This is a genomic window from Planococcus sp. YIM B11945 (assembly GCF_050864155.1).
In the GTDB taxonomy this organism is placed as follows: domain Bacteria; phylum Bacillota; class Bacilli; order Bacillales_A; family Planococcaceae; genus Planococcus.
In genome coordinates, this window is the sequence record NZ_JBOZWR010000003.1 from 463,878 (window position 1) to 484,769 (window position 20,892).

19 protein-coding genes are annotated in these 20,892 nt (G+C 44.3%); 3 read left to right on the plus strand and 16 right to left on the minus strand.

What is annotated here, in order from left to right; genetic code table 11:
• Positions 1 to 37: 37 nt before the first annotated feature.
• From ACRRQV_RS06860 to ACRRQV_RS06895, 8 genes are all read right to left on the minus strand, one after another.
• Entirely contained in the window at positions 38 to 1,669 is a 1,632-nt protein-coding gene (locus ACRRQV_RS06860; protein WP_432529025.1) for an ABC transporter substrate-binding protein, read from the minus strand.
• A gap of 25 nt (positions 1,670 to 1,694) precedes the next feature.
• Positions 1,695 to 2,918, minus strand: coding sequence for a dipeptidase (locus ACRRQV_RS06865; RefSeq protein WP_432529027.1), 1,224 nt, complete (start codon positions 2,916 to 2,918; stop codon positions 1,695 to 1,697).
• Between the two features lie 38 nt (positions 2,919 to 2,956).
• Positions 2,957 to 4,021, minus strand: coding sequence for an ABC transporter ATP-binding protein (locus ACRRQV_RS06870; protein WP_432529029.1), 1,065 nt, complete (start codon positions 4,019 to 4,021; stop codon positions 2,957 to 2,959).
• The gene (locus ACRRQV_RS06875) at positions 3,990 to 5,036 is read right to left on the minus strand and encodes an ABC transporter ATP-binding protein (RefSeq protein WP_432529031.1); all 1,047 of its coding nucleotides are present in this window, start codon (positions 5,034 to 5,036) and stop codon (positions 3,990 to 3,992) included. Before ACRRQV_RS06875 ends, ACRRQV_RS06870 begins: the two co-directional genes overlap by 32 nt.
• An 18-nt stretch (positions 5,037 to 5,054) precedes the next feature.
• A complete protein-coding gene (locus ACRRQV_RS06880) occupies positions 5,055 to 5,843 on the minus strand; it encodes an IclR family transcriptional regulator (protein ID WP_432529033.1) in 789 nt (262 codons plus the stop codon).
• Positions 5,844 to 6,165: 322 nt separating this feature from the next.
• Positions 6,166 to 6,594 carry a CBS domain-containing protein gene (locus tag ACRRQV_RS06885; RefSeq protein ID WP_432529035.1) on the minus strand — a complete coding sequence of 143 codons (429 nt, stop codon included), beginning with the start codon at positions 6,592 to 6,594 and terminating at the stop codon, positions 6,166 to 6,168.
• A 64-nt stretch (positions 6,595 to 6,658) separates the two neighbouring features.
• A complete protein-coding gene (locus ACRRQV_RS06890; RefSeq protein ID WP_432529037.1) occupies positions 6,659 to 6,877 on the minus strand; it encodes a YgaP family membrane protein in 219 nt (72 codons plus the stop codon).
• Between the two features lie 411 nt (positions 6,878 to 7,288).
• Positions 7,289 to 8,740 carry an amidase family protein gene (locus tag ACRRQV_RS06895; RefSeq protein ID WP_432529039.1) on the minus strand — a complete coding sequence of 484 codons (1,452 nt, stop codon included), beginning with the start codon at positions 8,738 to 8,740 and terminating at the stop codon, positions 7,289 to 7,291.
• A gap of 229 nt (positions 8,741 to 8,969) precedes the next feature.
• Between ACRRQV_RS06895 and ACRRQV_RS06900 the strand changes: the two genes are divergently transcribed.
• Positions 8,970 to 9,794, plus strand: a complete 825-nt coding sequence (locus ACRRQV_RS06900) for an aldo/keto reductase (protein WP_432529041.1) — start codon at positions 8,970 to 8,972, stop codon at positions 9,792 to 9,794.
• The gene (locus ACRRQV_RS06905) at positions 9,791 to 10,462 is read left to right on the plus strand and encodes a hypothetical protein (RefSeq protein ID WP_432529043.1); all 672 of its coding nucleotides are present in this window, start codon (positions 9,791 to 9,793) and stop codon (positions 10,460 to 10,462) included. Before ACRRQV_RS06900 ends, ACRRQV_RS06905 begins: the two co-directional genes overlap by 4 nt.
• A 230-nt stretch (positions 10,463 to 10,692) precedes the next feature.
• Here ACRRQV_RS06905 and bglA read toward each other — a convergent pair whose 3' ends face one another.
• Both bglA and ACRRQV_RS06915 read right to left on the minus strand, forming a co-directional pair.
• Complete coding sequence (gene bglA / locus ACRRQV_RS06910; protein WP_432529045.1) at positions 10,693 to 12,153, minus strand: 6-phospho-beta-glucosidase BglA; 1,461 nt, start codon at positions 12,151 to 12,153, stop codon at positions 10,693 to 10,695.
• A gap of 12 nt (positions 12,154 to 12,165) precedes the next feature.
• Complete coding sequence (locus ACRRQV_RS06915; protein ID WP_432529047.1) at positions 12,166 to 14,037, minus strand: beta-glucoside-specific PTS transporter subunit IIABC; 1,872 nt, start codon at positions 14,035 to 14,037, stop codon at positions 12,166 to 12,168.
• A gap of 166 nt (positions 14,038 to 14,203) precedes the next feature.
• Between ACRRQV_RS06915 and ACRRQV_RS06920 the strand changes: the two genes are divergently transcribed.
• Positions 14,204 to 14,905, plus strand: a complete 702-nt coding sequence (locus ACRRQV_RS06920; protein ID WP_432529049.1) for a GntR family transcriptional regulator — start codon at positions 14,204 to 14,206, stop codon at positions 14,903 to 14,905.
• A gap of 446 nt (positions 14,906 to 15,351) precedes the next feature.
• On the opposite strand, the gene ACRRQV_RS06925 is transcribed toward ACRRQV_RS06920, so the two are convergent.
• From ACRRQV_RS06925 to ACRRQV_RS06950, 6 genes are all read right to left on the minus strand, one after another.
• Positions 15,352 to 15,474 (minus strand): hypothetical protein, encoded by a 123-nt coding sequence (locus tag ACRRQV_RS06925; protein ID WP_432529051.1) that lies wholly within the window; start codon positions 15,472 to 15,474, stop codon positions 15,352 to 15,354.
• A gap of 114 nt (positions 15,475 to 15,588) precedes the next feature.
• A complete protein-coding gene (locus ACRRQV_RS06930) occupies positions 15,589 to 15,951 on the minus strand; it encodes an SEC-C metal-binding domain-containing protein (protein WP_432529053.1) in 363 nt (120 codons plus the stop codon).
• 27 nt (positions 15,952 to 15,978) lie between these two features.
• Positions 15,979 to 16,992 carry a plasmid pRiA4b ORF-3 family protein gene (locus tag ACRRQV_RS06935; RefSeq protein ID WP_432529055.1) on the minus strand — a complete coding sequence of 338 codons (1,014 nt, stop codon included), beginning with the start codon at positions 16,990 to 16,992 and terminating at the stop codon, positions 15,979 to 15,981.
• 187 nt (positions 16,993 to 17,179) lie between these two features.
• Positions 17,180 to 18,484, minus strand: coding sequence for a lipopolysaccharide biosynthesis protein (locus tag ACRRQV_RS06940; protein ID WP_432529057.1), 1,305 nt, complete (start codon positions 18,482 to 18,484; stop codon positions 17,180 to 17,182).
• A 68-nt stretch (positions 18,485 to 18,552) separates the two neighbouring features.
• The gene (locus ACRRQV_RS06945; RefSeq protein WP_432529490.1) at positions 18,553 to 19,236 is read right to left on the minus strand and encodes a sugar transferase; all 684 of its coding nucleotides are present in this window, start codon (positions 19,234 to 19,236) and stop codon (positions 18,553 to 18,555) included.
• Positions 19,237 to 19,288: 52 nt separating this feature from the next.
• The gene (locus ACRRQV_RS06950; protein WP_432529060.1) at positions 19,289 to 20,614 is read right to left on the minus strand and encodes a UDP-glucose dehydrogenase family protein; all 1,326 of its coding nucleotides are present in this window, start codon (positions 20,612 to 20,614) and stop codon (positions 19,289 to 19,291) included.
• Between the last annotated feature and the right edge of the window lie 278 nt (positions 20,615 to 20,892).

The window sequence follows — 20,892 nt, forward strand, 5'->3', positions numbered from 1 at the left end:
GGAAGTGCACTTTTCAGCACACTTCCATTCTTTGGTTTTATTCTTCGATGTACCATTTATGGATATAATGGAGAGCATCCCCAAATGCCATATCCGGCACGCCTTTTAAGTTATTGGCACGCACTTGCGCTTCTTGCGGGTACCAAAGGAAAATGTACGGAAGCTCTTCTGCCATCAGTTTTTGGGCTTCAACGTAGACTTTTTTGCGTTCTTCTACATCGCTGGTCTGCGCCCCTGCTTCCAGCAGTTTATCCAGTTCAGGGTTTTGGTAGCCTGGGATATTATTGCCTTTTACCGCATTGGAATGCATGTAAGCTGATAAATCCGGATCTGCCGGATATCTCCACCAGTTCAAGCTCATTTCGTAGTCGCGGTTGACAACGACGTCTTGAATCATGGCGTTCCATTCCATCGCATTCAGCTTGACATCAAAACCTGTTTTCACCAAGTATTGCTGGACCATTTGAGACACAGCCTCCAAGTCTCCTTGGATGCCGATTTCAAAATCAATGGTGAATGGTTCTCCGTCTTTATCGACAATTCCATCGCCGTCCGTATCTTCCCACCCTGCTTCAGCCAGCAGTTCTTTGGCGCGTTCGGGATCATAGTCGTAACGGGTTACATCGTCTGTATAGTATTCTTCAAGCGCTGGCGCGATGCCCGCATCTGCAATGGTTCCATAGCCTTTTAGAACGGTGTCGATAATGTTTTGGCGGTCAATCGAATGAAGAATTGCCTGTCTGACACGGACATCTTGATACTTTTCTTCGTTTTGATTGGTGATGATCCAGAAAAAGCGCGGAGTTTCTCTTGCAAAAACACTGACATTGTCCGCATTTTCGATTCTGTCGATTGAAGAAAGGTCATCCAATGCGAAAATGGATAATTCGCCGCTTAGAAGCTGAGCCACGTGTGTATTAACGTCGGCAAGCACCTTGTATTCCACTTCATCTAAAAGCGCTTCATCTCCATAGAAATCTTCGTTGCGTTCCAGAACGACATTTTGTCCGGAAGTATAACTTTTCAATTTGTATGCTCCAGTGCCTACTGGATTTTCTTTATTGAAAGAAGTCAGCTCCCACGGGTCTTGCCCTTCGAAAATATGCTTCGGAATGATTTCTGTATTAAAGCTCAAGTATGCCGGCAATGCAGCCAGCGGACTCTCTAATACGAACTTAGCTGTATATTCGTCCACTACTTGAACTTCTTTTAAATTCTGGAAATAAGACGTATTGTTTGCGCCCAATTCTTCGTTTAATACAATTTCGTTAAAGGTAAAAGCAACGTCTTCAGCAGTAAATTTTTCACCGTCATGCCATAGAACATCGTCTCTTAGATGGAACGTCCATTCCAGTTCGTCTTCTGATGTTTCCCATTCAGCCGCCAAGTCAGCGACAGGCTCCAAATTTTCTCCGGGCTGGGTTAATCCTGAAAACAAAACCCGGTTTACTACATTGGACTCAGCATAAGCATTCGGATGCCACGGGTTAAAGGTAGGGTCGGCCACAATCGGAATGGACACCTTCCCGCCCTTTTTAGGTTCAGCGGCTGCTCCTCCTTCACTTTCATTACCGGAAGTAGCCGTATCCCCTCCTCCATAAGAACAAGCAGCAAGAAGAACAAGCGAAATTAGCAGCAGCCACAAACTAGACCATTTTGTTTTCCTCATTATTATCATCCCCCCAGATATTAAATTATTTTGCCCACGTAGCTTCAAGCACTCGGAATATATTGCCCCCTGCGACTTTGCGGATATCTTCGCGGCTGTAGCCTTTTTTCACGAGCCAACGGATGATGTTCGGGAAACACTCTGCCGGATTTTCCAATCCTTCTACATACTCCACTTTTTGCATATTGGCCATTTGAGCACTTTTGATTGATAATTGCCCTGAAAGCAAATCATGGGTACCGACGTGATCTCCAAATAACGTATCTGGCCCAAACGCCACGTGGTCAATGCCCACTAGGTTCGCCGTGTATTCAAAATGCTCCATAAACGATTCGATATTGTGTCTTGGATGCTTTTCAGTAATGGTGGAGTGCGGAGCCGCTTCAATCGCAATCACTCCGCCTTTTTGCGCACAAGCAATCAGCACATCATCCGGCTTTAATCGTTTCGTGTTCCATAAAGCACGCGCTCCCGCGTGGTTGATGGTCACTGGTTTTTCACTCGTTTCAATCGTATCCAATGAGGTTTGGTCACCGGCGTGGGAAACATCGATCGTGATGCCGAGTTTATTCATCCGGCGCACGGCTTGCTTGCCAAATACAGTCAAGCCTCCGTCGCTCGGCTCTCTCAACCCAGCGCCTAATTGGTTGGCTTCCGAATACACAATACCCATCGTCCGGATGCCGAATCCGTATAAAATATCCAAACGATCCAGTTCGTTTTCAATCATCGTCGAAGATTCCAAAGCGCCGACAAAAGCAATTTTCCCTTCTTTTTTCGCCCGGTACAAATCGGATATGCGTTCTGCTTTGATTACCATATCTTGATGGGCAATATCGCTATACCGGATGCCGATGTCATGAATCACGTCTGACCATTTCCAGCCGGCTTGAGAAGTGACCATTGCGGTGCCGTCCATAAAGTTTTCAAAAATAACATCAAGTCCTGATTGGCTTAATGCTTCAAAGGCTGTCCAATCGCGCCCTTGCCGTCTGAATTCATAAAACTGCTGCAAGTTGTCCGGCATAATGAACGTATGCTCATGCATGGACACCATGTAATCTTCTTGCATGATGCGCTGTACTTGTTCTTCTTCATCAGCTGAAACCGGATAAACAAAAGGAGTGACGCGATCGTTTTCTTTCGACAATTTGTATTCTTTGTAATCTGTTCCGGCTTCTAAGTATTGAAATGATTTGTACCCATCGTAATTTTTTGGATTTCCTTGCTTTTCAATTTTTTGTGTCATAGTTTTTTGTCTCCTTTTAGTGGTTTTATTTTTTTGAATCAAAGTGGAATTGGCTCTTTTTGCTGCGTTTTCGCTTCTATTGCTGCTTTAAGGGTTTGGCCTTTTTGCAGCGGATAGTGGCAGGCCGCAAAATGGTTTTCACGGACTTCGCTCAATGGCGGGGCTTCCCGCGCACATCTTTCTGTTGCCAGTGGGCACCTTGTCCGAAAATGGCAGCCGGATGGCGGATTTGCCGGAGAAGGAACTTCTCCTTTCAACACAATCCGGTCTTTTTTCATACGGGGATCCGCTTCAGGAACAGTTGATAAAAGTGCCGCAGTATAAGGATGAGCAGGACTTTCGAAAATATTATCGGTTTCCGAAAGCTCTACGATTCTTCCTAAATACATCACGCCAACCCGGTCAGAAATATGGCGGACAACATTCAAACCATGGGCAATAAACAGCATGGTTAATCCCAATTCTTTTTTCAAGTTCATCAGCAAATTGATGACTTGAGACTGGACGGAAACATCAAGCGCCGAAACAGGTTCGTCTGCTACCACAAATTCCGGATTTAACGCCAAAGCTCTTGCAATTCCGACCCGTTGGCGCTGGCCGCCCGAAAATTCATGCGGGTAACTGTTATAGCGGCTTGGATCCAGGCCAACCAGTTCAATCATTTCTTTTACTTTCTTTTCTTTCTCCGCCCCCTTTGCTATTCCGTGGATGTCATACATTTCACCTATAATTTCACCCACGGTAAACCGCGGATTTAGTGAACTAAATGGATCTTGGTAAATGATTTGCAGCTGTTTTCTCAGCTTTCTGAGTTCATGCCTTTTATAGGTCAATATATTTTGATTGTTAAAGAAAATTTTGCCGCCAGTCGGTTCTTGCAGCCGCAAAATGTTTCTGCCTAGGGTGGATTTCCCGCAGCCCGACTCACCGACAAGCCCCAATGTTTCTCCTTTATAAATTGTGAAAGAGACGCCGTCTACTGCTTTGACTACTTTTTTCGAACGCCCTAGTCCACCTTTGATCGTAAAGTGCTTTTGCAAATCCTCTACTCTTATCAAAGGTTCTGCTTGATTAATAAGAGAATTCTCTTGACTGCGATCCATTCAACTCACCTCCTCTGGCTTGGTGATGCAATAAGTTGTTTTCCAAAAGATAGTCGACCCGCCAGCAAGCGACTTGCCGATCCCCTCTCGTTTCAAGGGGAGGAAGTTCGTTATGGCATTTTTCAGTGGCAAAAGGGCAGCGCGGCGAAAACCTGCAGCCTTTTGGCACTTCGTTCAACCTTGGAATCGAACCTTTGATGGAATGAAGCGGAACCCCGCGTTCTCCGTCCATTCGCGGAACGGATTCCAATAACCCTTGGGAATACGGATGGAACGGCTGATCAAAAATATCTTCCGTTTTTGCTATTTCCATTATTTTTCCGGCATACATAATAATGATGCGATTGGCCATCTCTGCTGCTACTCCGATATCATGGGTAATGAGCATAATGGACATATTTCGTTCTTTGCGCAAACCGCGCAGCAATTCTAAAATTTGCGCTTCTATGGTGACATCCAGTGCAGTTGTAGGTTCATCTGCTATGAGGAGTTCGGGCTCAGATGCGAGTGCAATGGCTATCATCACGCGCTGCCTCATTCCTCCAGAAAGTTCGTGGGGATATTGCTTTAATCGGGATTTTGGATCTGAAATCCCAACAAGGCGCACCAATTCTTCCGCTCGCCTCCAAGCTTCTTTCTTCCCGATTTTGTGATGAAAGAGAATGGCTTCCGTAATCTGTTTGCCAATTGTAAAAACGGGATTGAGGGCTGTCAGCGGTTCCTGAAAAATCATCGAAATTTTCGACCCGCGTATTTGCCTCATCTCTTCATTGCTTTTCGCAGCTAACTCCTCGCCGTTAAACTTTATTTCTCCTTCGAGGATCTTTCCGTTCTCAAATTCAACTAGCCGCATAATGCTCATGGAGGTTACGCTCTTTCCGCTCCCCGACTCTCCAACGATGCATACTGTTTCTCCTCTTTGAATATCAAAGGACACACCGTCGACCGCATTTACAAATCCATCTTTTCCTTGGTAGCCTGTAACCAAATTTTTGATTTCCAAAATCTTATCCAAATTTTGTTCACCCCTTTCTTACAGGTTTTTTGTGCTAGTAAAATTCCTTCTAGAAGGAAAAGAGACTTTGCTTAAAATGGAATTCATCTTATCGATATTTTCTTTTAGCATCGGAAGAATTTCCTCGCATTGTTCTAATGAAAACCGATAACGCGGTCCAGCAATTGATAAAGACCCCATTATCATTTGCTTGTTATCGAATAACGGAACGGAAAAAGCAGCAACATCGTCAAACGTTTCTCCCGCTGTGTAGCACCAGCCTTTTTGCTTTATTTCCTCAAGCAAGGCCAGCAATTCTTCTTTTGAGCTGATATGCCGGTCTTCTTCTTGAATGCCTTGATCAATAATTTTCACTTGGTGATCTATAGGAAGATGCGCCAAAATCACTTTGTGTGAAGCGCCAATATACAAAGGATTTCGTTTTCCCACTGATTCCGCAAAGCGAACTTTTTGTTCACTTTCAGCGATTTTCACGAACACCCCTTCATCATCGTCGAGAATGGTGAAGACGACGCTTTCTCCTGCATCCATTGCGATTTTCTTCATAATCGGTTGAATCAAATCAAAAATATTCAAATGTTCTTCCACTACATTATTCAATTCGATAAATTTAATGCCCAATTCGTATTTTTTCGTATCTGGATTGCAATACAAATAGCCTTTTTCCTCAAATGTCGTGAGAATCCGATGAACAATTGTGTGATTGATATCTACGCGCCTCGACAATTCCCGCAATCCCCAGGTCGGGGAATCTACTGTAAAAACATCCAGTATGCTTAATGCTTTATCAACCGTTTTAGAAGTCATTATTCCTCAACCTTTCCGGTTCGATAATCGAACCAGTAGTTCGAATATTCTGTCTTTTTATTAAAATACCATGTTTAGAAAATTAATCAATACTTTTTCGTAAAGTTTTTTATTTTTTCAGATAATTTAGTAGAGGCGATTTCTTCTCTTTTTTCTTCAATCATTGCGGTTAAGCCATTGAAAGCGATTACTGATTTTAAAATGCAGGAGTAAAAAAATTGTTTTGTTAGTCTAGCAACAGCTCAAACAAAAACAGCCAACCGTGAAATCTTTCGATTTCACGGTTGGCTGTTTAATCAAAACTGTTACATTTAAGATTCACTTATTCATTCGGTTCAGCAGGTTTAGAAATGTCTTCTATCGCAGCTCCCGCATGTTGGTCGGACGGATCTTTTACCGCTACGTCGCCAAGTGCCACGATGCCAACCAATCGATCGCCGTCTTCGACAATCGGCAGGCGCCGGATTTGATTAGACGCCATGAGTGTTGCGGCGTCTTCAATGTCCATGTCGGCTGTGCCTGTCACTAAGTTAGATGAAATGATTTGGCCGACTGGCGTGTCGAGCGCAAATTGGGCGGCGATTCCGCGGACAACGATGTCGCGGTCGGTAACGATGCCGACGAGCCGGCCATTTTCAGCAACCGGGATCGAGCCGACATCGAGCGTCATCATCTGTGTGGCCACTGCTTGGATCGGCGTGTCGGGAGTGCATGTTTCTACATCTGTCGTCATAATTTCAGTAACTTTCATGATTTATTGCCTCCTTTTAGTTTTCACTATCAGTTGCATTGTTCATGAAGAGAAATAAAACCGGTTACACCATTCTCGATTGGGATTTGTCCATGCCGAGTGCTTCCTTTAACGGGCAATAGTGGACAATCCCTTCAGCAACTTTTTGCGCGCCCATCATCGAAACAAACAGCTGCCCTCCTGACGGCTTGTTGTTTGCCATTTTGGCGATCGACCAGGCAAGCAGCGTCAATCCACAGGTGATGCGAACCATTGAATCAATCGTTCCAATGTTTTGCTTCATGCGACTTCCTCCTCCATTTTCCAGTTCACCTATAGTGTTCCCGTTTCTTTTTGAGCTAAACGAATTGTTGTCCTCAGAACAAAGGCAAGTATGAAGATGGATGCTTTTCGCAAGCGAAAAGCGGAAAGGCTGACGAGATTGCGCACGCTCGGCGAGACTTGTGCACGCTCACGCGAAAATACGCACGCTCGGCGAAACTTGTGCACGCTCACGCGAAAATACGCACGTTCAGCGAATCTTGTGCACGCTCACGCGAAAATACGCACGCTCAACGAAATTTGCGCACGCTTACACGAAAATACGCACGCTCAGCGATTCTTATGCACGCTCACGCGAAAATACGCACGTTCAGCGAAACTTGTGCACGCTTCAAAAAAAGCCGGCCTCAAATCCAATGAGGTCGGCTGCTTATTATTCAAATTTAGGAGCGACTCGTTTTTTCGTTGCTTGCTCATATGCATACGCCAGCTCAATCAAACGCGGCTCACTCCATGCGAGGGCGCTGAACGTGATGCCGACTGGCATGCCTTTATTCGTGTAGCCGGCTGGCACGGTGATTGACGGATAGCCCGCTTTTGCCGGCATTGCCGCGCCGTGGTTGTTTTGGAATAACAACGCATCCAAATTATGCTCCGCCATGACACGGTCGATGCCTTCCGCAGCCGACGTGCGGAGGTCTGTTTCGCGATGCTCCAAATAAGTCGGATCTTGCGGATCGTCGCTCAACGCCTGCGCTTTTTCAAGTTCCACTTGGCCAAACTTCATCCGGATGACCGGGTCTTCGCGGTTGAACTCGATGACATCTTCGAGCGATTTCACCGGCACGTCGCTTGATACGCGGCTCAAGTAGTCGTTGACGCCGCGCTTGAACTCGTACCACAACACTTTCGAATCAAATTCATGCTTCGGAATCTCAACTTCTTCAATGATCGCACCTAGCGATCTCAGCTCGCCGATTGCCTGCTCCATGACGATGCGCTCGTCTTTGCCTTCATCGCTCAAGAACGAGCGGTCAAGGCCGATGCGTGCGCCTTTTAACGCATCCACTTTCAAATGCGGCGTATAGTCAAGCAATCCTTTGCCGACACTCGCTTCCGTCGCTAGGTCGCGCTCGTCCACTCCGGTCACCACGCCAAGCAGGATCGCTGCATCTGCTACCGTCCGCGCCATTGGCCCCGCTGTATCTTGGCTTTCCGCAATCGGAATGATGCCCGTGCGGCTGATGAGTCCGACAGTCGGTTTGATGCCGACAATCGAATTGGCGCTGGCCGGACTCAAAATGGAACCCGACGTTTCCGTGCCAATGCCGACGACTGCAAAGTTCGATGCGATGCTTGCGCCCGTGCCGGAACTTGAACCGCCGACGCTTCCCGCTTCAAACGTTTCCACCCCGTACGGATTTTTCACTTGGCCGCCGAGGTTGCTAAAGCCGCTTGGCACGTTTTCCGTCATGAAATACGCCCATTCGCTCAAATTCACTTTGCCAAGGATGATGGCACCTGCCTGGCGCAGCTGCGTCGCCACAAACGAATCCTCGATCGCGTAATTTTCTTGAAGCGCAATTGTTCCGGCCGTCGTCGGCATATCGTCCGTTGTGTCGATATTGTCTTTCAATAAAACCGGAATCCCGTACAGCGGGCCTTGCCCTTCCTGCCCGCGCATCCCGTCCAACTCTTCCGCGATTTTCAAGGCATCCGGATTGAGCGTCAACACTGAATTTATTTTCGGGCCGTGCTTGTCATATTTTTCAATGCGGTCTAAGTAGGCCTGCACCAATTCTACAGAAGTCAGTTCGTTATTTTCAAACGCTTGCTGGATATCGTAGATCGTTGCTTCTTCAAGTTCAAATGTGATTTTTTCCACGTGTACGCCCCTTTTCTAAGGTGTAAGAATAAGTTCTGTTTTCTATTTTATATCGGATTGCCCAAATTGGGTATATATTTAGAAAATAAAATCTCTTGCTAGTATACCCTTTAGCGAGTTTCGACAAAACGATTCGAGTCTTGTGAAATTACTTTTAGACTCGAATCGTTTACAATAAAATAGCCAGTTGGCAATTAATTCAATTTACAGAGAAAAGGAGCCATTCAGTATGAACTATGTAACGTTAAACAACGGCATAAAAATGCCTCAGCTCGGATTTGGCGTTTGGCAAGTGGAAGACGACCAAGCGACAGCTGCAGTAGCGAAAGCAATTGAAGTCGGCTATACCTCCATCGACACGGCAATGATCTACAAAAATGAAAAAGGTGTCGGCAAAGCGATTCAAGAAGCCGGCGTTCCCCGCGGCGAATTGTTCATCACAACAAAAGTGTGGAACAGCGACCAAGGCTACGAAAACACATTGCGTGCGTTCGAAGAAAGCTTGGAGCGATTGGAACTGGACTACGTGGACTTGTATTTGATCCACTGGCCAACGCCTGAGTTCGATAATTACATCGATACATACAAGGCGCTTGAAAAATTATACAAAGACGGTCGTGTGAAAGCGATCGGCGTCTGCAACTTTGAAATCGAGCATTTGGAACGTTTGCTTGCAGAGTGCGAAGTGGTACCGGTCTTGAACCAAGTCGAATGCCACCCGTACTTGAACCAAGCGGAATTAAAAGCATTCTGCGCAGAACACAATATTTTTGTTGAAGCTTGGAGCCCGCTTGACCAAGGCGGCGAAGCGCTGAAAGACGAAACTATTGTTAAAATTGCCGAAGCGCACGGCAAAACGACAGCCCAAGTCATCTTGCGCTGGCATTTGCAAAACAACTCGATCGTTATTCCAAAATCCGTAACACCTTCACGCATCGAAGAAAACTTCGACGTCTTTGGTTTTGAATTGACTGACGAAGAAGTGGAACAAATCAACGGATTGAACAAAGACCGCCGCAACGGCTCACATCCGAACGAAATGCACGTACGGTGATTATTGAAGCTCGTCCCATTTGGGATGGGCTTCTTTTTTGTTGGGGTTTGGTCGCGAGTTACGACGTATCGGCGTTGAATTACGACGTACGTGCGGGGAGTTGCGACAAACGGGGCTTGAGTTACGACAAAGCGTCAGCGAATTACGACAGAATAGCGACGAGTTACGACAAACGAGCATCGAATTACGACCTACGGAACTTGAGTTACGACAAACGCCTCACGAGTTACGACAAATTATCTCGCCGCCCCAAGTTCAAAATCCAAAACCCATATGGAACTGCCCGCTCGCGCGGCCAGCTAAAAAGAAGGCTGGCGCCGATCGCCCAAAATTTGATAGCCGATGCGAATTACGACCTATTGGACTTGAATTGCGACAAACGGGGCGTGAATTACGACGTATTAGACTTGAGCTACGACAAACGAGCACTGAGTTACGACCTACGCTCTACGAATTACGACAAACCGCCCTGCCCTTTCGCATTTCGCGTCAGCGAAATGCATCCATCTTTCTTTTCCTATGAGAAGGCTAAAAGCACTTTTTTCACTCCCCACCCGAACCAAAATCCATATGGAACTGTCCGCTTGCGCGGCCAGCTTAAAGAAGGCTGGCGCCGCTTCCACTGGAAACTTGATCGCTACCGGCGAATTACGACATACTTGCGATGAATTACGACCAACGGCTCACAAGTTACGACGCAACCTTCTCAAATTACGACAATCCAACAACGAGTTACGACCTACGCCTCCTGAATTACGCCCACTCGCCTATGAATTACGACCAACCCCTCCCCGCCCTTTCGCATTTCGCCCCAGCGAAATACATCCATCCTTTCTCCACTCCATCAAAAGAAAAAGCCATACCCAAAACCCCAAAAGGTCCCGGATACAGCCCACAATCACTTGCTCTTCACTTTGATTTCCAACTCTTCGCCATTCGTCTCGATCACGTTCTTGTACCACTCGAACGAACCTTTTTTCATTCGCTTCATGGAGCCGTTGCCTTCGTTGTCGCGGTCGACGTAGATCATGCCGTAGCGTTTTTTCATTTCGCCGGTTGTAAACGACACGATGTCGATGATGCCCCATGGCGTGTAGCCCATTAAGTCGACGCCGTCGTGAATAACCGCTTGTTCCAATGCTTCGATGTGCGATTTTAAGTAATCAATTCGCTGCACATCGTGGATCGAGCCGTCTTCTTCTATCGTGTCAATGGCACCAAAGCCGTTTTCGACGATGAACAACGGGATTTGGTAGCGGTCGTACAGGCGGTTCAAGGCGTAGCGCAATCCTGTTGGATCGATCGCCCAGCCCCAGTCGCTCGATTGGATGTACGGGTTTTCAATGCCGTTCGGCAAGCCGCCGTTGACGATATCGCCTGAATTGTCGTTTTCGATGTCGCTTTTGACGGTTGTGGACATGTAATAGCTGAAGCCTAAATAATCCACTTTGCCGTTCATGAGAATTTCCTCGTCGCCTTCTTCAAACTGGATGTTGTAGCCTTCGCGTTCAAATTCTTTCAACGCGTAGCTCGGGTAATACCCGCGTACGTGGACATCCGGGAAAAAGTAACGCTGGCGCATTTCTTCTTCAGCCAGCATGACGTCCGCCGGGTTGGACGAATACGGATAAATCGGCACATGCGAAACCATCGCTCCGATTTGGAAATCCGGGTTGATTGCTTTACCAGTGGAAACTGCCAATGCGCTCGCAATCAATTCGTGGTGCCCAGCTTGGTACATCACTTCTTTGGCGTTTTCGCCTTCTTTGACCGTAACACCTGAGTTGGTCCATAAGAAGATCGGGTTGCGGACGTCCATTTTGTTGTTGATTTCGTTGAATGTCATCCAGTATTTCACTTTGTCTTTATAGCGGGTGAAGACTACTTCCGCAAACTTCACAAAATAGTCGACAACTTTCCGGCTGCGGAATCCGCCATACTCTCTTGCCAAATGCAGCGGCATTTCAAAATGGGACAGCGTGATGACCGGCTCGATGCCGTGCTTCAGCAATTCATCAAACAAATCGTCGTAAAACTGCAAGCCTTCTTCATTTGGCTCCGCTTCGTCGCCTTTCGGGAAAATGCGGCTCCAGCCGATCGACGTGCGCAAGCATTTCAAGCCCATTTCAGCAAACAGTGCAACGTCTTCTTTGTATTTATTGTAAAAATCGATGGCTTCGTGGTTTGGATAAAATTTGCCCTCTTCGATCGTTTCAGTGATTTCCCGCGGCACGCCGTGTGCGCCCGCCGTCATAACGTCGACAACGCTCGGCCCTTTTCCGCCTTGGTTCCATCCGCCTTCAAATTGGTGAGCGGCTAGCGCGCCGCCCCATAAAAAATTGTTTGGTAATTTACCCATTCAAATCTCTCCTTATTTGACAACCGTCAACAATTTCTGGCTGACCAAGCTGTCTTTAATATTTTCAACGATGATTTCTTTATACGATTGCGTATTCGTGATGATCAAAGGCGTCGTGATTTTAATGCCTTCGTTTTCAATAAATTCCCGGTCGAATGTAATCAGCAAATCGCCTTTTTTGATTTTTGCACCATCTTCCACGTGCAGCGTAAACGGTTCGCCGTTCAACTTCACCGTGTCGATTCCGATATGCACAAGCAGTTCGACGCCTGAATTTGAACGCAAGCCGATTGCGTGTTTCGTCAACGCGATCATGACAACCGTTCCGTCAAATGGCGCGTATAATTTATTGTCCAGCGGCTCGATCGCAACTCCTTGCCCCATTGCCCCTGAACTGAACACTTCATCCGCCACTTCCGAAAGCGGAATGACTTTGCCTCTAAGCGGCGCATGAATCAATTCCTCGTTCATGTTCACCACGTCTTGTTCCGGAATTGCAGCTGCATCTTTCACCGGGTTCTCGCCAAATCCAAAAATTTGAATCAAGACAATCGGCAGCACGATGGCAATCGCCGTCCCGATCAAAATCCCCCAAATCGACGATGGCACTTCAGAGCTGATGCCGTTGACAATTGTCAGCGGCCCCGGAAGCCCGGCATACGCAAAGTAGTTAGGATTAAAGAAACTGGCCGTAATGGCACCAACTGCACCACCGATGCTGCCGAAAATAAACGGCTTCTTGAATTTCAATGTAATCCCGTAGATAGCAGGCTCGGTGATCCCGAAAATTCCGGTCACTCCAGCGGACACACCCAGCTTGCGCGTTTCCTGGCTTTTTGATTTGATGATCACGCCGAGCACCGCACCGATTTGTGCGATAACCGCAATCGTCTGGTATGCCTGGAACGAATCCCGGCCATACAAATCAAAGTTCGCCAAGACCATCGGCGTAACGCCCCAGTGGATTCCGAAAATGACGAGCACTTGCCAGAATCCGCCGATCAATGCACCCGCTACAGCCGGTGCGTTTTGAGCCAAGAAGTTGTAGCCGTTGGCAATGCCGTTTGCTCCCATTGTGGAAAGCGGCCCGATCAACAGAATCGTAAATGGCACCATGATGACCAAACACAAAAATGGAACGAATAACGGCCGAATCACTTCGTTCATGCGTTTGTTCAAAAAGCGTTCAACGTACGACAACAGCCACACTAAGAAAAGCGGCGGCAAGACTGAAGAAGTGTAAACCGTTTCCGACAACGCAAGCCCCAAAAACGTCACTTGTTCGCCCGCAGCAATTCTCCCTGCGATTTCCGTCCACGTCGGGCTGACGAGTGCTGCACTCGCTGCTACCGCGATATACGGATTGGTTTTAAAATGATTTGCTGCCGTTATGGCAATAAAAATCGGCAAGAACGTAAACGGCGCCCACGAAATGAAACTGAACACTTCATATGTACCTGTCGATGAGAAGCTCGGAAATAATAAATTGATTAATATTAATGCCCCTTGCAAAATACCTGCTGCGGCCAAAATATAAACAAACGGTGCAAAAACAGCGGACATTGTTGCAATGACCCGATTTAAAATGGTTCCTTTGTTTTCATTGGGTTCCGCTGATGTATCCAGCTGGACCAAGTTCGAAAACGCTTCGTACACTTCCCCCACGTGCTGGCCAATGACCACTTGGAATTGTCCGCCGGTTTCAACTACCGTAATGACGCCCGGCATTTCCGAAACCGCCGCTTTCGCTTCCGGTTTCGAACGCTTCAACACAATCCGAAGCCGAGTCGCACAACGTGCTGCGCTGACGATGTTTTCTTCTCCGCCTACAGCTTCCAATATATCTTTCGCAAGTTTTGAATAATCTCTAATTTTTTCAGCCATTGCTAGCCCCCCTTTTTTGTTCACGCTTTCATTCTAATTGTACCGGTACAATTAATCAAGTACCTAACAAAAATATTATGTGTTTATAATTTAAGGAGAGAGCTAACGGCGAGTTTATGCTATAATTTGCGTAATCTGTTTATCACTTAAATAATGAGGAATGTTTATGTTAAAGTACGAACACATCGCCGACGAACTTGAAAACTACATTGAAGAACACAAAATGCAGCAAGGCGATAAACTGCCGGTGCTGCAGGAGTTGATGAGCCAGTTCAGCGTCAGCAAAAGCACCGTCATCAAAGCGTTGGAGCTTTTAGAGAAAAAAGGCGTCGTCTTCCAAGTACGGGGCAGTGGCATTTTTGTCCGGCGGCATAAACGCAAAGGCTATATCAGCCTGCTGTCCAACCAAGGATTCAAAAAAACATTGGAAGAATTTCAGATCACGTCGAAAGTGATCGTCCTAGACGTCCGCAAGCCGACCAAAGAAGCGGCGCTGAATTTAAACGTCAACCTGGATGACGATGTCTTTTACGTAAAAAGAGTCCGGTTTATCCAAGGACAGACGCTTTGTTTGGAAGAATCGTATTTCAATAAATCCATCATTACGTACTTGAACAACGAGATCATCTCGGAATCGATCTTTAACTACATTACGGAAGGATTGGGATTGAATATCGGTTTTGCCGACACGTTCTTGCATGTGGATAAGTTAAACGAAGAAGAAGCAGAGTATTTGGGCTTGGAAGCGGGCGATCCGAAGCTGTATGTGGAATCGATATTCCATTTGACCAACGGCCAACCGTTCGATTTTTCGAAAGTGACGTATAATTACGTGCAGTCGCAGTTTTTTGTGCAAGCGATATTGTAGATGGGCTTGGTTCTCCTTATGAGGGATCGGGCTTTTTTTGTGTGAGATGTGCGCGAATTACGACGTATTGCGCTCGAGTTACGACGTATATGCTGCGAATTACGACATAGCTCGGACGAATTACGACTAAGGCGTTAGTTGGCTGGGCGGCGAGTTACGACCAAACTTGCTCGAATTACGACGTACCAGCCGCGAATTACGACATAGCCGAGACGAGTTACAACCAAACGATAATGAATTACGACATACGCGTCTTGAATTACGACAAACTATTCATATATCTTCACTTCCTTACCAAAACCCTAAAAGATAATTGGAACTGTCTGCTATCGCAGCCAGCTAAAAAAACGCTGGCGTCGCTGGCGAATTACGATCAACGCAAGCCGAGTTACAACAAACGGGGTTTGAATTACGACAAAACGATAGCGAGTTACGACGTACCAGCCTCAAATTACGACATAGCCCGGACGAATTACGACATAGCTGGCTCGAGTTACGACGTACGTGCCTTGAATTACGACAAACCGCGCTCTGCCCTTTCGCATTTCGCGCCAGCGAAATGCATCCATCTTTCTTTTCACGCAAGAAAGTTCGCCGCACTTTCTTCACTCCCCGCCAAATCACAACCTCATAAAAAAGAACCCAGAAAGCGTTCCCGCTCTCTGGGTTCTACAATCATTTATTCACTTCCCGCAACACTTCTTATACTTCTTCACGCTCCCGCACGGGCAAGGATCGTTCCGTCCGACTTTTGACTCGGTTCCCTGAATGACAAATTCGTGTTTCGGAAGCGGCATTAAGTTTCCACTACTAGAAAGTTCTTTCGGCGAATGTCCGCGGTTTGCCCAGAGGCGGTGATGATTCGAGAAGTTGATGGCTTTTCCGGCGATTTCTTTGATGTCCCGTTCGTCTGAGACTTGAACTTCGGCCAATAAACCCATCAACGAGTTATTAAAACCGGTGTCCAATTGAATGTTCATCGCAAATTTATGGATGGCACTGTCCACGCCGGTCGAGTGAAACTTCGGAAAATACGGTTCCAGCACGCGGCGAAGCGCAGTGTAAACTGGCGTCTATTCTATATAGAAAGCATCTGCATAACGAAGCAGCTCGGATTTATTCGGCACATGCCAATCTTTCTCACCTTGTTCTTTCAAAATTTGGTCTTTCGCATCTTCGTGCAAGACGTAAGCATGCGCAAACTCCAACCCGTTTAATGTAGCAATCGACGTCTTCGCCCGCTCTTCCCGCTCCGGCCCATTGAGCACTTGGAAAACTTGGTTAAGATTCAAATACCATTTCGAGTTTTGCTTATTAAATATGTCGATGATTTTCTGAAGCGGCACCACACCGTATAAATTTGTGCAGGCATCAACATATGACAAAAACAGTTTCGGCTCGAAACCATCAGGCAGCGGCTTCTGCGCTATTTTCTCATCTTCCACATAATACTTATCCGAAATTATCCGGTAATTCTCATGGTTGATTTTATCCCATTCGGTCTTTTTCAGCTTCATCTCACGCAAAAAGCCATTAATCCTGCCACGATCATATGGCCGGAAGCGCTGTTCTTTGCTCCACCAAAGCATGTGCTCGTGATCAGAATGCGTTTTATCCGCGAGTACAGCAAGCATGTGCCGAAATCCGTGAACCCCACCAACATCTTCCGGTGGTGCATCGCCTGCCCCGTCCAATAAAACCGGATAGCCGAAATGGAAATCGTCGACGATTTCCTCCAGCTGAATTTCAAATTCCCAATTGTCCCCAAAATCATATCGATACTCAAGACGGCCATACTTCTCCAAAAACACATCAATCTTTGTCGACTGCGGCTTACGGACCATCACCGTCTTCTTCTTTTTCGCTTTTTCGTAAATGTCCGGTTCATTGGTAATCAATAAATTTTCTTCCGGCAGCCGGAACTCATGAAAATGCTGGGGAAAATCCATGTATTCACTTTGAAAATTCGTGACATTTTGAATAACCGCATGCAGCCGCTGAAACGTCACCCCAGCCGGCAGGACAATGCGCCGCCAAACCGGCGGTTCCATATCGATCATTTGGATAGTTAGTATATATGCTTTCATGCTATCATCCGTTCGTTTTCTTTTAGCATAGCATAATGAACAACCATCGCGAATTACGATAAACAAACAGATGCTCACTTACGACAAAAAGCTTTACTCAGTTCCTCATATAAACAATATAAATAGAAGGCGACTCAGCAAAATACCAGAGTCACCTCATCGTATCTTCTATTAAACTAAATATCCCTTACTCATTCTTCATAGATTTTTTCGCATCATATTTTTTGCTGATGCGAGCAGTAATCAAAATAAGCCCTAGGTTTAACAAGGACCCCGTTACTCCCCAAAAAGCAACAGCTGTTACATCGTTTAAAAACACATAGTATCCGGTAGCCATTGACGTGGACCATACAGCTAGCATAAAAACTGTATATCCCAAGTGAAAAGCTTGGGCAGATAAAACTGGAAGAGCAACTACACTTGGCCGGTTTATAAAATTCGTAAATGACCAAAATGCAATCCACCTTGCATATTCACCAGCCATGCCCCAGTCTGCCCCAAACACCAAACTGAAAAGCCACGGCCCTAATATTATTACAGTGCCAAAAGGAATGGTACCAATCAACGCTAATGCAATTGTCGCTTTTTTAATTAAAAAAGATAAAGATTCTTCATTTTTGGCTGCATCTGCTATACGCGGATAAAAGACATCTCCCACTGACTTCCCAATTATGTGAGAAGGGAAAAAAAGGACAGTTCTACCTAAAGCAAAAAACCCTGCAGCTACCGGCCCAAAAAAACTTGATAATAATAGTATAGGCAAACTTTGTGAAACAGCATTAATTAAACTTTGAGGAGCTCTGAATAATGGGAAGTCAAGATGTTCTTTTGCCACACTTAAAACGGATGTGTAACTTTCATTTTCACCATAGTTAGGTTCATATGCTGATTTTTTTGCAAATCCAATCATCATAAAAGCTTTCATCCCATCATTGATAGCCGTTAAAAAAATTAAAACTGCCGCTATCGGAACAAAAAAACCAATTCCAATTTTACTGCCTTGATTTATTAATACTTGAAGAAATGTTACTTTTGCCGTTATTTTAAATTGTTTTGTTCGAATAAGCCATTGCTCAGCTATTTGTGTTAAGCCTGCAAAAATTATAACAATAGGTAATAAGTATATAAAAGCACCCATTTCTTCCATCTTAAAAAGCGAGACAATACGATCATTAAAAACTAGGAGAAGCACTGTTAAAACAAAGGCGTAAATCACCGAAATGCCTATGGATAAACGAATTAATGCTTTTGCATCAGCATCGCTTTTTGGCAAGACAATTGCATTGGAATAAGTTAATGCAGCAACCGGTGTAAATAAACCCATTATCGCTATAAAAGTACCCATAATACCAAATGCTTCAGGACCATACAACCGAGTGATGATCGGCGAAGCAAGCATTGAAATTATTTGGGCTGACGCTGTACCAGTCATTACAATTACTACGTTTTTAATAAAAGGCTTATTAACTAATTTTTCTATTTGAGAGACCATGCGGTTCTCTCCTTTGCCAAATAGTTTCCCTTTAGTTTTTTTTACAAAAGCAATTCTTCCTTTAAAACTTAGTATGCTCCTCTTCTAATAAAAACTATTATTATTGTAATAAGCAATATTTTTAAATCCAATAATAAGCACTGATTATAAATGTAATACAGTTCTAAATCGGTTCTTTCAGGATATCCCACACAACTCCTTCCTCTTATTTGCCAATATCCTGTTATTCCAGGTTTAACCGAAAGAAATATCGTTTTTTTCTCGTTATACTCATTTAATTCCACTTCCACTATTGGACGTGGCCCAATTAAGCTCATATCTCTTTTCAATACATTTATTAATTGGGGTAATTCATCTAAACTACTTTTCCTTAAAAATTTTCCTACCTTTGTAATGCGCGGATCTTCTTCTGGATTTAGCTTGTAATTATTTCTAAGATATTTTTCATATAATTCACTATTGCATTTAAGTTTTTCATCCGCTCCATCCACCATAGAACGAAACTTGTACATGTAAAAAGGTTTTCCGTATTGACCGATTCGTTTTTGGCGAAAAATGACCGAGGCTTTATTGTCTTCGCATTTCAGCAAAATCGAAATACCAATAAAGAACGGCAGAAGTAAAAGGATCCCAAAAAAAGAACCCATTATATCAATCAAATTTTTTGAATAAATGTAAAAATTTGTTCGACGAACATAAAAATTCTCTAAGGAATTAGCCGACTGTTCCCCGACTACAGGCTCTTTCTTTATATTTATAATTGACAAGTTTTTCCCCACCTTCAACTTTTCAGTATTCCAATAATCAAACCGAAGCTTTTGTGATTATTCTTTCCACTGAAGGTCTGCCAATCGAATAATAGTCAATAGCATATCGTTTCACTTCATTTAAAGAAAAACAATTCCGTCCATCAATAACAAGCGGATTTTTCATCGTTTTAAATAACTCTAGATTCATATTTTTAATTTCATCCCAGTCAGTAAGGATTAACACTGCCTCACTGTTTAAAATAGTTTCTTCTATAGTAGAACGATATTGAACGCTAGCATTTAAAACTAATTTCGCTTTTTCCATAGCAATGGGATCGTAGGCTAAAACCTTCGCTCCATGCTTAATCAATTCTTCAGTCACCAATATGGCTGGCGATTCTCTTACATCGTCTGTATTTGGCTTAAATGCAAGACCTAATACAGCAATTTTTTTGTTAACTAAAGTGGGGTAAATAGCTTTAAGCTTTTTAATTAACAATACTTGCTGATTTCTATTTACATTAATTACACCTTTTAACAATTCAAAATCGTAATTCAAATTCCCGGCAATCTGTATTAAAGCTTTGGTATCTTTCGGAAAACAAGAACCTCCATAACCAATTCCTGCTTTTAAGAATTGGCTGCCTATTCTTTTATCCATCCCCATTCCTTTTGCTACATCTTCGATATTGGCATCCAACAATTCGCATATATTGGATATCTCATTTATAAAACTGATTTTTGTCGCTAAAAATGCATTGGAAGCATATTTAATCATCTCTGCGCTTTTAATATCTGTTTTATAAATAGGGATTCTAAACGGTTTATTAATTTCTTCTAAGACTGTTACTGCCTTTTCACTAGAAGTTCCAATTACAATCCGATCTCCATAGAAAGAATCATCCAAGGCTGAGCCTTCTCTTAAAAACTCAGGGTTGGAGGCCATATCTATCTGAATATTATTAACAAGGTGGGCATTAATAATTTTCTCCACTTTCTCATTTGTCCCTACCGGTACAGTGCTTTTTATTACGATTACTGAATCTTTCTCTAATTGGCTTGCAATGACTTTTGCTGCTTCCTCGACGTAAGTTAAATTAGCAGAGCCATCATCATTTTCAGGAGTTCCCACTGCAATATACACTGCATCGGCATTCAAAAATGCTTCTTGTTTATTTGCTGTAAAAAACAACTGATTTTCATTAATATTTTTGAGTATTAGCCTCTGTAATCCGCATTCATATATTGGAGAGATTCCTTGACCCAATTTCTTTATTTTATCTTCATCTATATCGAAACAATTTACACGGTGGCCAATTTCTGCAAGGCTAACCCCGGTTACTAAACCAACATAGCCTGTTCCAACTATTGTAATATTCATAAGGTGACCTCCAATATTAGAATATCGAGGCGTTTCTCAAAACAAAGAGTTTTCTATTCATTTCTCTAACTTCTTTTTTCCCCTCTTCATGAGTCAAGGCTCATTCGCCAAGAAGTCAGTAACATATCTTTTATGTCACCGCTCTTTTTTAAAAAACTGTTACTAGCATAGATTTTTTAGTTGATTTAATTGATCACATGTATCTGTTAGTTTAAGTCCCCTCCTCTTTCAATTTCGAATTTATAAAGAAACACATAAATTTCTAGAGTTAATATGTA

What these genes read in the sequence shown, in the direction of transcription:
- ACRRQV_RS06915 (WP_432529047.1), bottom strand. Translation starts at nt 14,037, where the DNA reads ATGGCTGAAAAAATTAGAGATTATTCAAAACTTGCGAAAGATATATTG.
- ACRRQV_RS06885 (WP_432529035.1), bottom strand. Translation starts at nt 6,594, where the DNA reads ATGAAAGTTACTGAAATTATGACGACAGATGTAGAAACATGCACTCCC.
- ACRRQV_RS06880 (WP_432529033.1), bottom strand. Translation starts at nt 5,843, where the DNA reads ATGACTTCTAAAACGGTTGATAAAGCATTAAGCATACTGGATGTTTTT.
- ACRRQV_RS06890 (WP_432529037.1), bottom strand. Translation starts at nt 6,877, where the DNA reads ATGAAGCAAAACATTGGAACGATTGATTCAATGGTTCGCATCACCTGT.
- ACRRQV_RS06950 (WP_432529060.1), bottom strand. Translation starts at nt 20,614, where the DNA reads ATGAATATTACAATAGTTGGAACAGGCTATGTTGGTTTAGTAACCGGG.
- ACRRQV_RS06860 (WP_432529025.1), bottom strand. Translation starts at nt 1,669, where the DNA reads ATGAGGAAAACAAAATGGTCTAGTTTGTGGCTGCTGCTAATTTCGCTT.
- ACRRQV_RS06935 (WP_432529055.1), bottom strand. Translation starts at nt 16,992, where the DNA reads ATGAAAGCATATATACTAACTATCCAAATGATCGATATGGAACCGCCG.
- bglA (WP_432529045.1), bottom strand. Translation starts at nt 12,153, where the DNA reads ATGGGTAAATTACCAAACAATTTTTTATGGGGCGGCGCGCTAGCCGCT.
- ACRRQV_RS06900 (WP_432529041.1), top strand. Translation starts at nt 8,970, where the DNA reads ATGAACTATGTAACGTTAAACAACGGCATAAAAATGCCTCAGCTCGGA.
- ACRRQV_RS06920 (WP_432529049.1), top strand. Translation starts at nt 14,204, where the DNA reads ATGTTAAAGTACGAACACATCGCCGACGAACTTGAAAACTACATTGAA.
- ACRRQV_RS06925 (WP_432529051.1), bottom strand. Translation starts at nt 15,474, where the DNA reads ATGGATGCATTTCGCTGGCGCGAAATGCGAAAGGGCAGAGCGCGGTTT.
- ACRRQV_RS06940 (WP_432529057.1), bottom strand. Translation starts at nt 18,484, where the DNA reads ATGGTCTCTCAAATAGAAAAATTAGTTAATAAGCCTTTTATTAAAAAC.
- ACRRQV_RS06865 (WP_432529027.1), bottom strand. Translation starts at nt 2,918, where the DNA reads ATGACACAAAAAATTGAAAAGCAAGGAAATCCAAAAAATTACGATGGG.
- ACRRQV_RS06870 (WP_432529029.1), bottom strand. Translation starts at nt 4,021, where the DNA reads ATGGATCGCAGTCAAGAGAATTCTCTTATTAATCAAGCAGAACCTTTG.